The sequence below is a fragment of the Cyanobacterium sp. HL-69 genome, from assembly GCA_002813895.1.
Lineage (GTDB): Bacteria > Cyanobacteriota > Cyanobacteriia > Cyanobacteriales > Cyanobacteriaceae > Cyanobacterium.
Map to the genome: position 1 here is coordinate 1,707,724 of CP024912.1, position 13,938 is coordinate 1,721,661.

The window sequence follows — 13,938 nt, forward strand, 5'->3', positions numbered from 1 at the left end:
TATTAAAATTTAAAATAAAGACTTTGTATCAAAAAATAAACAAAATTTTACCGTGAAAATTGGAATTATTACATATCACTTTTTATATAATTTCGGTGCCAATTTGCAAATCTTGGCAACTATCAAATATTTAGAGAAACTTGGTCATCAAGTATGTGTGCTTAATTATCGCCCCCCTGAATTAGTAGAAAAATATCGAAAAACCGTTGCATCAATACAAGCTGAAGCACATCAACAATTTTGCGATTTATATTTGCCAGAATCACCCGTTTGCGAAAATCAAGAAGCTCTTATTAAATTTGCCACTGAAGCCAAATTTGATGTAATTATTTCAGGAAGTGATGCTGTATTAAGACTATGGCAAAAAAATGTTCGAGAAGATACGAGATTTCCGAATCCTTTTTGGTTAACTTGGACAGAACAAGTTGGGGTAAAACGAAAGGGAGTTTTAGCAGCTAGTAGTATGGGTACCAATTATTTAACTTTTCCCAAAGAGGTAAGAAGTGGTATTAGAGAAGCTCTCAAGAAAATGAACTATATAACTATTAGAGATAGGTGGACAAAAACGTTACTTTCTCTCATTAGTTACAATCAATATTCCCTGAAACTTTGTCCAGACCCTGTAATAATGTTAAATGAAGTTTTTGCTATCCCCGAACAATATTCTCAAGAAGCAGTTGCAAAAAGAAAGGAATATATTCTATTAAGCATCTATAAAGATACCGTGTCGAAGCAGTGGATTAAAGATTTTATTGAAACCGCTCATAACAAAGGACTTGAAGTGTATAGTCTACCTCTACCTGAATATGAAGTACAGGGAAATTTTGATAAAATTATTGGATTTCCCCTATCACCTTTAGAGTGGTATGCTTGGATTCAGAATGCGGCAGCTTATGTCGGAGTTCGTTTTCATCCCATTGTTTGTGCTTTAACGAATCAAGTACCATTTGTGGCACTGGATCAGTATGAATGGGGTATCAAAAGACGTAGAGATAGAATCTTAACTAAACCTTTAAGACCATTACTCCGTTTTTCGAGTAAAACTTATGACGTTTGTTGGAGTGCTAAGCTTACAAAATATTGTTTAAATCCCGTTCAATATAATCAATTATCTCCAGCTCAGATATTAGATTTAGCAACCGAATCAATAAATTTGCAAAGCAATCAATCATTCATCGCAGACTCTCAAGAAAGTTTTATTAAAACGATCAATAAAATTTTACTAAGATAACCAACAAAATTAATTCATGTTAGTCAGTCATCGTTATAAATTCATTTACACCAAAACTGTCAAAACTGCAGGAACATCAGTTGAATCTTATTTTGAGCCTTATTGTATGAAAGAAGGTGAATGGTCTTTTGCTCACAGCCGAGACGAATATACTTCTGAAACAGGAATAATTGGTTATAGAGGAAATCAAATACCTGATGATTGTGTTTATTATAACCATATGCCAGCGCAGAAAATAAAAAATCTTTTGGGAGAAGATATTTGGAATTCTTATTTTAAGTTTTGTGTAGTTAGAAATCCTTTTTCTAAAGCTGCTTCTTATTATTATTTTCGAGGAAGAAAAGAGTTACTTACTGGCAAAAAAGGGCTTTTAAAAAGACTTTTATATCCTACGGAAAAACTTAAATTTTTAGAGTATTTGAAAAAAATTAAGCCCGTTATAGACAGAGATAAATATTTAATTAATGATAAATTTTGTTTGGATGATGTGATCTATCAAGAGGAATTGAATAGAGATATAGAAAGAATTTGTCATAAACTTTCAATTCCTTTTGAACCTAAAAGAATACAGTTTTTAAAAAAAGAAGAGAAACAAAAAAAATTAAGTTTGCAGGAACTTTATTCATATGAAGCCAAGGCAATTATTAAACAAGTATATGCTTTTGAGTTAGACTATTTTAACTATTCATTTCCTCATAATAAATGATTACACAAAGTTTATGTTATGAATAATCCTCTAGTTTCAGTAATGATAACCAGTTATAATCAAAAAGATATTTTACCTAGAGCCATAGATAGTGTGTTATCTCAAACTTACAAAAATCTTCAGATAGTTATTGCAGATGATGGTTCTACTGACGCTTCACAGGATTTAATTAATCAATATTATCAAAGGTTTCCTGATCAAATTAAACCTATACTATCTCCCAAAAATCAAGGTATTCCTAAAAATAAAAATATGGGCTTTCGAGCCTGTGACGGGGATTTTATTACTTATTTGGATGGAGATGACTTCTACTATCCTGAGAAGATAGAACGAGAAATAAAAGTTTTTAAGTTAGAACCATCTTTCGGTGTTGTCTTTTCTAACTTTGCTTTTGTGAATCAAAACTGCTCAACTTCCAAATATTGGAAAAGAGAGGATATTTTTGTACCCCAAGGAGATATTTTTATAGATGTTTTCTCTCGGAATTTTCCTTTTTGGACTCTTTACCGTAACGAGTTGATTAGAAAAGAACTTCTTGAAAAAATTAATTATTATGATGAAAATTTAATTGCCTATGAAGATTGGGATTCCAGAATTAGACTGAGTAAAATCGCTAAGATTGGCTATTCTGACTATGTTGGTGCAGCTTATGTTGATGATCCAAAAGGCATTTCCAAAACAGAAAAGCGCCAGCGTCTTCTTCAAGAGATGAGATACGTTATGACAAAAAATTCACGTCTATTGAATGATTTAAAATTATTTGAGAAAATTAAAGTATTAAGAACATTAGAAATAGCAATTCTTGAGAGGGAAATTTCTTGTTCCCCATCTTTAGAGAAATTATTTTTGACTTTTAAATATGTTGCTATTACTGGTAATTTAAAGTTTTTTCTGAATTTAATAAAACAAAAAATAAAGTCAATTATGGACTAATATTAAATTGCAAAAGAATACAATAACAAGATTTTAGAAGAAAATGTCATCAAATTTTGACGAAAAAAACTTAATTTTCCTGATTTCTCAGCCACGTGCTGGTTCAACGATGCTGCAAAAAATTTTGGGTTCTCATCCCGAAATATACACAGTTTCTGAACCATGGCTATTACTTCATCCTGTTTATGCCTTAAGAGATAGTGGATATGAGGCAGAATATGATGCCAAACTGGCAAAAACTGCCTTGGATAGTTTCTTAAACTTATTCCCTGATCAAAAACAAGTTTATTTAGAAACTATTTCTGAAGTTTATGGAAAACTGTATCAAAAAGCTTTAGATCAAACAGATAAAAAATATTTTCTTGACAAAACTCCGAGATACTATCATATTATTCCTGAACTAGCTAAAATTTTTCCCGAAGCAAAGTTTATTATCTTATTAAGAAATCCTCTTGCTGTTTTAAGTTCAATTATTAGCACTTGGATTGTTCCTCATCCAGATCGTTGGTTTTATCTTGAGAATCATAAAGATGATCTTTTTAAAGCTCCTGAATTACTGTTGCAAGGTATAAATTTGTTACAAGATAGATGTCTAGTTGTTCATTATGAAAAGTTTTTAGAGAATCCCGATATTCAGACTAGATCAATTTGTGATAAGTTAAACATCCCTTTTCATCAAAAGATGTTGGTAAATGACAAAACTAATTCTGCTCAATGGATTTTTGGGGATAAAAAAGATCCTTATAAAACTTCTCAACCGAATGCTAAAAATATTGTTACTTGGCAAAATAACATTAACTCTCCTCAAATTTTAAAATCATTGAATGACTACTTAGATTTTCTTGGTGAGGAGATACTAACCAAAATGGGTTATTCATATCAAGAGTTATGGCAATCCCTACAAACCTATCATTCTGATTATCGTTTTTTATCGTGGACTACCTTGCCTTTAGAATATATAGTAAATAAACCGAAAACTTATACAAGTAATAAATATAGATTCTATAAAATAAAGCTAATTAATAAACTAGAGAAAAAAGGTATTTTAAATTTTTAAAAGAGTGATGATAAATATTTTTATTAACATTAATAAAAATTGCTCAAAAAGAACTATCAAGAAAATTAAACCGCAAATCAATTATTACAACAAAATTTATGATGAACAGACAACAACTTCCTACAATATCTATTGTTACCCCTTCTTTTAATCAAGGGAACTTCTTAGAAGCGACTATCGAAAGTATACTATCGCAGAAATATCCGAACCTAGAATACATTATCATAGATGGTGGTTCAACAGATGACAGTGTAGAGATAATTAAAAAATATGAAAAATATCTTCATTTCTGGTGTAGCGAACCGGACAAGGGACAATATGATGCTATTAACAAAGGATTTACCCATGCTAACGGTGAAATTATGGCTTGGCTGAATAGTGATGATATGTATTTTCCTTGGACATTAAAAACAGTGGGGAGTATCATGTCAGAATTACCAGAAGTGGAATGGTTAACGACCTTTCTACCAGGAACATGGGATTATCAAGGATTTTCCAGAGGTTTTCAACGCATCAGTGGTTATTCAAAAAGTGCTTTTCTTGATGGTTGTTATCTTCCTATTCACAATTATTTTTTAGGATGGATACAACAAGAGTCAACGTTTTGGAGAAGAAGTTTATGGGAAAAAGCAGGAGGTTATATTTCTACAGATCTTGATCTAGCTAGTGATTTTGAATTGTGGTCAAGGTTTTTTTCTCAAGCTGAATTATATGGGACAATTTCGCCGTTAGGTGGATTTAGAAAACAAGCCAATCAAAAAACTTCTCAAATGACTAAATATATGAGTGAAGCAAAAAAATCATTAATAGAATATCAAGAATTATTCCATTGGCGACCAAATAAATTTCTTACCTTTTTACAAGAAAAAAAACTATATCGAATACCTAAGCTAAATAAAATTATTAAAGATAATTATGGTTATGTAGGGAAAAAAGTTATTAGAAAAGATGAAAATTTATCCAGTGGTTATTGGCAAGTTCAAGAATATAAATTTATGTAGTTTTTTATGAACATTTTACAAATCAATCAGTCTGATATTTATTCTTGGTGGTACTAGGACCGCATCTTATAGTTTACATCAAGGACTATTAGAGGCAAACATTGACTCGAAATTATTGGTCGGCAACGTCCAAAAAGAAGATAAATTAGTTCAAAAAGTTCCCCGTCAAGGAAAAATTGACACTCAACTATATCGAATTACCAGTAGGTTAGGGTTAAATTATATACATCTACTCAGTACCTACAATATTCTCAAACATCCCTTTTATAAAGAAGCAGATGTCCTTAATTTTCATAACCTACATACAGGTTACTTTAACTATCTAGCTGTTTCTGCCTTCACCAAAAATAAACCTGCCGTTTATACCCTCCATGATATGTGGAGTTTTACTGGACATTGTGCTTATAGTTACGACTGCAATAAATGGCAAACAGGTTGCGGAAAATGTCCCTATCCTGATACCTACCCAAAAATTAAACGAGACAATACCAAATGGGAATGGAAATTAAAAAATTGGGTTTATGAAAATTCTAACCTAACCATTGTCACCCCTAGCAATTGGTTAGCTGAAGAAGCTAAAAAAAGTATGTTGAATCGCTTTAATGTTCAATGTATTCCCAATGGTATCAATACAAAAACTTATCGGCATTGCTGATTTTGAGTATGATTGGTATTGAGTACGAGTCACTAAATTATTCAATGGCTGTTATTTATAATTGCTAGATTTTTATTCTCATACCTTGATTCAGCAACGCCTTGATAAAGAAAAATGCCGTCAAATTTTAGGAATACCCCAAGGCAAAAAAGTATTAATGTTTGCTGCACAGAGTCTCACAGAAACTCGTACTTTTAATAATGGGGTCTGGTGCTGGTAATTTTAGTAAAACCCTTGACATTGAAACTGTCAGTTTAGGTTACTTAATATAATATCCTTTCGGTGGTCCCAATACTTCGGAGCTAACGGGAAACTGTCTAATAATTCTCAATAGCAACTGACGAATTATTTGTTTTATACGGTTTATATTTTTTCTCATTATTGATCTCATAAAAGTTGATATTATTTTGATAATAAATTTTTACATTTCAGAGCAAACATAAATAAATAAGAACTACTTAACCAATAAAATTTGGCGTATACCTTTTCCCATGAAGGTAAATTTTGCCAATGTTTATTAAAAACTGCCATATTTTCCTTGGCAAAACTACCCCAACCCTGACCAGATTTGCAATCAGAATGTAAACGAAAATAGGCAAATTCTTGGGGAATAAAGTGAAATTTATAATGACCATACAACATAACCCTTAACCAATAATCATAGTCCATAGACAAATTGAGTTCTTCATCTAGCAAACCTGTTTTTGTAAAAACTTCTTTATGCCAGAATGTTCCTTGTTGTGGAGGCATAACCGTTGGTAATCCTTTCATACCTGATTGCTGATGGAATAAGAGATTATAACGGGAAAATACGGGGGATAAGCCATGAAAAGTATTTATATTACTTAAAAACACCTTCCCAGTAACCACAAAGCGTTTTTTCTGAGGATTAATTTCTTGAGCAACTCTGCTTAATACTCCCTGAAAATAATAATCATCAGAATTAAGCCAAGCAATTATATCACCAGTTGCTTTTTGAAAACCTTTGTTAATGCCATTACTTTGACCTCCATCTTTTTCACTTACCCAATAAGCCAACCATGGGGAATATTTTTTGATAATTTCCACAGAGTTATCGGTACTACCACCATCAATGATAATATATTCAAGATTGGGATAACCTTGAAGTAACACTGAGCGGATGGTTTCCTCTAAGTATTCCCCTTGATTATAAGAAGGAGTCACAATAGTAATTTTTGGCCAGTCACGACCATCCGGCATCTTATTCTCTACTGGAGGAGTTTCTTCCGTCCAAGGCCAACCCTGGTTATTTTCAGGTGGTGCGGGTAATACTGCTAATTTGGCGGTTAACATCTTAATATTGCTTTGGTTCTATTGTTTATCAATTGATGGAATAGACTATGTATTTATAGAGAAAGATAATAGTGTTATCTACACATACTCGATCAAATGATTGATTTACCGAATCCTATCATATATTTATAGGACTTAGATAAATACAATATTAAAGTTATTATCGGTTTTCCTTGCTCACCCTAACTTCTTTCAGAGAGTAGCAAAAAAGATTTGTCGCTCAAATTGTGAAAAAATGTTGAGTATTATAAACTTTAATGACTAATATTGAGAGCGATCGCATCTATCCTTATGTAGAGAAATAGTGGGACCATTAAAGACCCGAATCTTACGCCCATTTCAAGCATCCCGTATTGCTGCTACCTTCCGGTCCTGACAAGGTTTGAGCGTCGAAACTGCATAAGTCCGAGTCATTTATTACTATAACCCATTCTGGAGATAAATTTCAAGGTTTTTTTTGATAACGCTAAACACGCTTAGTTTAAAAAGTCAAGGCTTGTTATAAAACTTTAGATAAGCAAAAAATTTTGTTAACATTTTGTAATAGTTACTTAAATCAATAATTTCTGCAAAATATGATAAAATCTACCCTTGAAAAAGCAAAAGCCCCTGTTGTTTTACCCGTGGGGGGTGAAGACGAAAATAATTTTAATTATCAAGAGGTTTGGTATCCTGTTTTTTTTGTGGAGGATTTGGATAAAAATATACCCAATTCTTTTACTCTTTTAGAAGAGGATATTGTGATTTGGTGGGAGGAAAAAACTACTCAATGGCGAGTGTTTGCGGACAAATGCCCCCATCGTTTAGCGCCTTTAACAGAGGGAAGAATTAATGAAGAGGGTTTGTTGGAATGCCCCTATCATGGTTGGGCTTTTTCTGGGGGAGGAGATTGTGAGGTGATACCCCAACAACAGGAAAATCAACGGGCGCATACCTCTTCTCGTGCCTGTGTGAGGTCTTATCCTTGTAAGATTGAGCAGGATTTATTGTTTGTGTATGCTGGTAATGCTAATAATGCGGATAAAACTCCTATACCCATAGTAGATCCTTTGGAGGAAGATAAGGATAAGTGGTTAGTGTTAAATACTTTTCGGGATATTCCTTATTCTGCCCTCACTTTATTGGAGAATGTTTTAGATTCTAGTCATATACCCTACACTCATCATGGTTCTGTAGGCGATCGCACCAACGTTTCTACAGTAGAATTAGAAATTATCAGCAGTAATAGGCAAGGATTTAGAGGAGTATGGCAAGAAGGGCCAAGAAAAGGGAAACTAGGCACCCAATACACTACCTTTGTCGCCCCCAATTTAATGTGGCATGACTTAACCTCCAAACAATTTGGACGCACCATGACGGTGGTTTATGCTACCCCCATTAGTAAAGGAAAATGTCGTTTATTTGCCCGTTTTCCCTTCCAATTTTCCTCTAAAATACCTCAATTTTTTATTAAGTTGACTCCCCGTTGGTATTCCCACCTGAATCAAAATGCGATTCTTGAAGATGATCAAATTTTCCTCCATTACCAAGAGCGATATTTAGAAAAATTAAGAGGTAGTGAAAAGTACGAAAAAGCCTGTTATTTGCCTACCAAAGCTGATTTATATGTAACAGAATTTAGACAGTGGATAAATAAATTTAATGCGGAGTTATTTCCCCATCAAACTTTACCCCCAACTCCTGCCCATGATGTGTTATTGGAGCGTTATCATTCCCACACAGAAAATTGTTCTAGTTGTCGTCAAGCCTTAAAATATATCAAAAAAATACGTCAAACTTTATTAGTTTTTAGCGCCATTATTTGGTCACTAATTCCTTTGATAACCCTTAAAGTCGCTAGTATATCTCCATTAATTATTTATTCTATTGTCACAGTTAATTTAATCAGCATTTTATTATACTTTTACTTAGGAAAAATTGAGCAAAAATTCTATCTAGGACAAACAATAGCTCCAAGAAATGTGAAAAAGTAATTGTTTTAGATCTCAAAAATTGTTAATACGAAAATGAAAAATAAAGAAATCAATAGATAATTATTTTTTATTTTTGATAATCCATTGTAATCATAACTATATCCCAAGAAAAATTTTAACAATAACTAACATTCGCTAAAATTAAATGTCAGCAAAAAAAATCTGACGCCAACTACCAAGGGAGGAACTAGGTGAGTGATAATATAATCATTAATAAACAAGATTCTCGTCACGAATTAAGAGAATTACTCAATTCGCAACTAAGATTAATGTTGGATAAAAATAATCTTGAAGGGGCGAAATCGTTACTAATACCCGTGCAACCAGTTGATATTGCCGAAGCTATTGGGGATTTACCTGAAACCCAAAAACTAATCGCCTTTCGGCTTCTCAATAAAACAGAATCTATCGATGTTTATGAGCATTTAGACTACAACAGTCAAGAGTCGTTAATTCAAGAATTTAAGCGTCAAGAAGTCTTAGATATTGTTGATAAAATGTCCCCTGATGACAGGGCGAAACTGTTTGATGAATTACCCGCCGTGGTGGTTAGTAGAATTTTAGAGCAACTTAGCCCAGAGGAAAGACAAACAACTAATTTGCTATTGGGTTATGGGGAAGATACCGCTGGGCGGATGATGACTCCTGAGTATATCGCCCTCAAGGAAGATTTTACTGTGGCACAAACCCTTGAGAAGATTCGCTCGGAGGCTAGGGCTTCGGAGTTGATATATTATATGTATGTGACGGATGCTTCTCGTCATCTCTTGGGCATTGTTTCCCTACGGGATTTGGTAGTAAGTTCCCCTGATGATACCCTTGATAAGGTGCTAACTAAAGACATTGTATATGTTAATACGGATATGGATCAAGAGGAGGTAGCCAGACTGATTCAACGGTATGACTTTTTGGCGGTGCCTGTGGTGGATAAGGAGTTGCGTTTGGTGGGTATCGTCACTGTGGATGATGTGATTGATATTATTGAAAGGGAGGCAACGGAGGATATTTATGCCCTAGGGGCGGTGCAGTCAGATGGAGATAATAGTTATTTTAAAACGAATTTGTTTGTGGTGGCGAGAAGAAGAGTTGTATGGTTGTTGGTGTTATTGTTAACCAATACGGTGACAGGGGCTATCATTGGGGCGCAGGAAGATATACTGGGTAGAGTGACGGTTTTGGCAGCATTTATTCCTCTTTTAATTGGCACGGGGGGAAACATTGGTACTCAATCTTCTACGGTGGTAATTAGGGGGTTAAGCACTGATAAGGTGAATGATTATGGCCCGAAAAAAATTATTTTTAGGGAGGCCATTGCTGGTTTAATATTAGGTTTAATATTAGGTTTATTGGCTACTATTTGGGCTTATTTTTTGCCACAAACAAACCAAAATTTGATGGTATGTGTAACGGTGGGATTTAGTTTAGTGGCGATCGCAATTTTAGCTTCTGTGGCAGGTTCGGCATTACCCTTTTTGTTTCGCTCTTTTGGATTAGATCCTGCTTTGATGTCTGCACCCTTTATTACCACTGCTGTAGATGTTTTGGGGGTGTTGATTTATTTTACTATCGCCCGTATTTTATTACCATTTTAGGAGAGAGGCAATGATTTTTAAGAATTTTACTTGGTGGGAGATTGGGGAATATATTAGCACTCTAATTTTATTAATTTTACTTATTATTAATAATCCTTGGCAGGGTAATTTTGTAGTTATATTTTTCGTTGCAGTTATTCTAATTCTTAATATAATTAATCGTAAATCATTAGAGTACAGAAACAAAAAAAGAATAGCAGCTGCTCTTAATATTCAACTAAAAAGATTCTCAGAACAAATTGCAGAAGTTAGTAATAGAGTTAATATTTTAGGTAGTAAAATATCCGTCAATCAGCCGCCCTTATCTAGTTCAAAAATGGGGTTATCAGAAAATGAAGTAATTGCCTCTTTGCAAAAAGACATCGCCACCATTAATCAGTCGGTGACAAGTATGATTGATTATGTAAATAAAAGTGACTTACTAGAAAGAGTAGCTATCATTGAACAAAAATTACCCTATATCGATGCTTCAAATTATAGTGGTAGTGCAAAAAATGACGATGGCATAAAGTTACCTAGTCCTGAAATTATTCATCAAAAGTTACCAGAATATAATTATGATTCACCTCCTCGACTTGCTTGGAAATGTATTCATGTTATGGAAGCCCATAGTCAATCAGTTACTGATGTAAGTGTCACCTTTGATAAAAAATATTTAGTTAGTGTTTCTTGGGATCAATATTTAAAATTATGGTCTTTGGAAGATGGTTTAGAAGTAGATGCAATTCAAGGCTCTGAACAGGGTTTATTAGCGGTATCGACCCACCAAACTAACTATTTAAATCATGGTATAGCCACAGGAAGTTTAGATCAAGACGTTAAAATTTGGTCTTTGGAAAAAAAGGGAAAAAAAGAATTAAAATTTAAGTTAGAACATACTTTAACCGAGCATACAGGTTCAATTCATGGCTTAGAAATTGCTCCAGAAAATAACTGTTTAATTAGTGGTAGTTATGACCAAACTTTGAAAAAATGGGATTTAATAAAAGGGGATTTAATTGATAGTTGTTATGATGATAATGGGGCTATAAATGCGATCGCCCTTAATGATAAAATCGGTATCATGGTAAGCGGTGGTGGAGATGGTACTATTTCTGTGTGGGAAATCAACAGTAATCGTAAACTAGCGGTTTTGGTGGATAACTTAATATCCTTAGAATCCATCGCCATTAGTACATCAGGGGAATATGTGGCGGCAGGTTGTGCCAATGGAGACATCAAAATTTGGTATCTACCCCCTTCCATTTTTAGCCTTTTCCAAGAAGTTTCCCCCTCCCTCCAACTCCAAGGGCATCATGGGCAAGTGATGGATTTAGCTTTTCATCCCGATGACCAATTATTATATACTGTGGGAGTAGATGGGCTTTTGAAAATTTGGTACTGTGCCACTGGTAAGGAATTAGGACATCTAAAAATTAGCGAAGATAATCGCATTTTTTCCCTTGCCCTCAGTGATGACGGAGAAATTTTGGTGGCAGGAGGAGTTGATGGTACTATCAAAATTTGGCAACAAACTAAAACAATTAACTAGGGTTTGCGTAAAAAGTGGAGTAGTGAGGGTAATTGAGAATGAAGAATTAAGAATAATATTCACTATCTCAGTTTATTCAACGCACCATATTTACTTATTACTCATTGCCTAATTACTCATCCCTCATAACCTAATACCCAGTACCTACCACCTAACACCCATTAAGATATAATACTTGAAGTTTTACGGTGTAAAGAAAATATTATGAAAATCATCGATGGTAAAGGTCGTTTATTTGGGAAGGTTAACATTCTTGACCTAGGGGCGATCGCAGTTATACTATTAGTAATAGTGGGTATCTTTATTGTACCAAGCCCATCAGGCTCTGTGGCTCAAGTAACAGGGGGTGGCAATAGAGTAGAAAAAGTAGAAGTCAGCCTTATTGTGAGGGGTTTAAACACTACCAACTCCGATGATACCCTTGCGGAATTGAATGATGATGCCGAAGTAAATGTTATCGTCAGAAATGAACCTGCGGGGAAATTAAAAATTGAATCAGTGCGAGAATTACCCAACTATGTGGCAGCCACTCAACCCGATGGTAGCGTAACAGCACAACTAGATCCACGCCCCATCGTCAAAAATAGCATTGATATGATTTTAACCATGACAGGCAACGGACAACTCACCAACGATGGATATGTCATTGCTAACCAAAAAGTAAAGATTGGCACAGTCTTAGAATTAGATAACCCCCGCTACAACTTCCGAGGCACGGTAATAGATGTTACTAATGCTGACGATTAATGGAAAAGATGATATTTCGGTTTAGGTGGGCAATGGACAATTAGTTACCCATTACCTATCACCTAATTAGATGGTAGCTTTTACCTCAGAGGTGTCTAGGGCTTCCACTAGACTGCGTACCACAGCCATCATGGCTACTTCGTCATTAAGTTTGTTTACCGCAGAGCCTACCCCCACTCCAGAAGCACCAGTGGCGATCGCCATGGGTACAGTGACATCAGATAAACCAGAGGCACACAATACAGGAATTTTTACCGCTTTAGAGATGGCATGGGCGGCGGCAAGGGTAGGACTGGCTTTTTCGATTAATCCTAAAATACCACTATGATTGGGTTTAGAACTTGTACCCCCTTCAGTTTGAATTATATCAGCACCTTCAGCTTCTAATGCTTGAGCTAATTCCACTTGCTCATGGAGGGGAAGGGTATGGGGTACAGTAACGGAAAGAAGAACATTGGGTAATAAAGCTCGGGTTTGACGGGTGAGGTTTAAAACATCCTCGGCACTGAAGTTGATTCCCTGAGCATAAAAACTATCAAAGTTTCCGATTTCGATTAAGTCTGCCCCTGCTTCTACGGCGCTGACAAATAACTGAGGCTCAACGGCACTAACGCATACAGGGATATTAATAGATTCTTTTACCGCTTTGATAATTTCTACATCAGCAGCAATGTCCACAAAAGTCGCTCCCCCTAATTCAGCGGCTTTACACACTGCCTTTACATTGGCTAAATCAAAGTTGTTTAAACCACTAATTACTTTAAGGGCTTTTTTCTGGGCGATCGCATTTATTAAATTCTTAAGACTCATACATATACCATGGTAGTGTTTAAGAAATTAATTATATCAGAATAAAGAAATTTGTTCTTTGGTAAGGTTCGTGGAAATTTAGAACTTTTCTAACCAATCGCAAATACGATCTAATTGTTCAATGGTAACTAAACCGTATTGCCATAATACCATGGGCATAAACTCAGTATTTTGTTCCACTGAACGCTGGGCGACAGCAATGGATTCGGGAGAAAGATTGATTTCTTCGCTAAGAAATTCTATGAAATTAGAGTAAATGATTGGTGGCATAATTGATTTTTTTTATATTCTTTAAATGTGTTAAAAATGATCGTAAAAAATGATAATTTCTATTATTATTTTCATTAATAAAGTAGATAAACTTTTCCCCATAAAACCTAAATGGCAA

The 13,938-nt window shown here is 34.5% G+C and carries 13 protein-coding genes and 1 other RNA gene; 10 read left to right on the plus strand and 4 right to left on the minus strand.

Annotated elements, in window-relative coordinates; translation table 11 throughout:
- Window positions 1-52 precede the first annotated feature (52 nt).
- The 6 genes from AA637_RS07810 to AA637_RS07835 all read left to right on the plus strand — a co-directional run bounded on the left by AA637_RS07810 (window position 53) and on the right by AA637_RS07835 (window position 5,583).
- Window positions 53-1,231: a polysaccharide pyruvyl transferase family protein gene (locus AA637_RS07810; RefSeq protein ID WP_446682280.1), complete on the plus strand. Its 1,179-nt coding sequence runs from the start codon at window positions 53-55 to the stop codon at window positions 1,229-1,231.
- 16 nt (window positions 1,232-1,247) lie between these two features.
- Window positions 1,248-1,937 carry a hypothetical protein gene (locus AA637_RS07815; protein ID WP_446682281.1) on the plus strand — a complete coding sequence of 230 codons (690 nt, stop codon included), beginning with the start codon at window positions 1,248-1,250 and terminating at the stop codon, window positions 1,935-1,937.
- A gap of 18 nt (window positions 1,938-1,955) precedes the next feature.
- Complete coding sequence (locus tag AA637_RS07820; protein WP_446682282.1) at window positions 1,956-2,870, plus strand: glycosyltransferase family 2 protein; 915 nt, start codon at window positions 1,956-1,958, stop codon at window positions 2,868-2,870.
- Window positions 2,871-2,913: 43 nt separating this feature from the next.
- Complete coding sequence (locus AA637_RS07825) at window positions 2,914-3,927, plus strand: sulfotransferase family protein (RefSeq protein WP_446682283.1); 1,014 nt, start codon at window positions 2,914-2,916, stop codon at window positions 3,925-3,927.
- 98 nt (window positions 3,928-4,025) lie between these two features.
- Window positions 4,026-4,928, plus strand: coding sequence for a glycosyltransferase family 2 protein (locus tag AA637_RS07830; protein ID WP_446682284.1), 903 nt, complete (start codon window positions 4,026-4,028; stop codon window positions 4,926-4,928).
- 100 nt (window positions 4,929-5,028) lie between these two features.
- A complete protein-coding gene (locus AA637_RS07835; protein WP_446684554.1) occupies window positions 5,029-5,583 on the plus strand; it encodes a glycosyltransferase in 555 nt (184 codons plus the stop codon).
- A gap of 402 nt (window positions 5,584-5,985) precedes the next feature.
- Here AA637_RS07835 and AA637_RS07840 read toward each other — a convergent pair whose 3' ends face one another.
- Together AA637_RS07840 and ffs are read right to left on the minus strand one after the other, a co-directional pair.
- Window positions 5,986-6,897 (minus strand): glycosyltransferase family 2 protein, encoded by a 912-nt coding sequence (locus tag AA637_RS07840; RefSeq protein WP_446682285.1) that lies wholly within the window; start codon window positions 6,895-6,897, stop codon window positions 5,986-5,988.
- Window positions 6,898-7,211: 314 nt separating this feature from the next.
- Window positions 7,212-7,309, minus strand: an RNA gene (gene ffs, locus AA637_RS07845) — signal recognition particle sRNA small type.
- Between the two features lie 163 nt (window positions 7,310-7,472).
- Here ffs and AA637_RS07850 point away from each other — a divergent pair.
- The 4 genes from AA637_RS07850 (at window position 7,473) to AA637_RS07865 (ending at window position 12,740) form a co-directional block, all read left to right on the plus strand.
- Complete coding sequence (locus AA637_RS07850; RefSeq protein WP_446682286.1) at window positions 7,473-8,870, plus strand: aromatic ring-hydroxylating dioxygenase subunit alpha; 1,398 nt, start codon at window positions 7,473-7,475, stop codon at window positions 8,868-8,870.
- Window positions 8,871-9,061: 191 nt separating this feature from the next.
- A complete protein-coding gene (mgtE, locus tag AA637_RS07855) occupies window positions 9,062-10,462 on the plus strand; it encodes a magnesium transporter (RefSeq protein WP_069789908.1) in 1,401 nt (466 codons plus the stop codon).
- A gap of 10 nt (window positions 10,463-10,472) precedes the next feature.
- On the plus strand, window positions 10,473-11,993 hold the full coding sequence (locus AA637_RS07860) for a WD40 repeat domain-containing protein (protein WP_446682287.1): 1,521 nt from the start codon (window positions 10,473-10,475) through the stop codon (window positions 11,991-11,993).
- A gap of 204 nt (window positions 11,994-12,197) precedes the next feature.
- Window positions 12,198-12,740 carry a DUF4330 domain-containing protein gene (locus AA637_RS07865; protein WP_446682288.1) on the plus strand — a complete coding sequence of 181 codons (543 nt, stop codon included), beginning with the start codon at window positions 12,198-12,200 and terminating at the stop codon, window positions 12,738-12,740.
- Between the two features lie 66 nt (window positions 12,741-12,806).
- On the opposite strand, the gene AA637_RS07870 is transcribed toward AA637_RS07865, so the two are convergent.
- Window positions 12,807-13,550: a DUF561 domain-containing protein gene (locus AA637_RS07870; RefSeq protein ID WP_446682289.1), complete on the minus strand. Its 744-nt coding sequence runs from the start codon at window positions 13,548-13,550 to the stop codon at window positions 12,807-12,809.
- 78 nt (window positions 13,551-13,628) lie between these two features.
- Window positions 13,629-13,820 carry a DUF2949 domain-containing protein gene (locus AA637_RS07875; protein ID WP_069789904.1) on the minus strand — a complete coding sequence of 64 codons (192 nt, stop codon included), beginning with the start codon at window positions 13,818-13,820 and terminating at the stop codon, window positions 13,629-13,631.
- Between the last annotated feature and the right edge of the window lie 118 nt (window positions 13,821-13,938).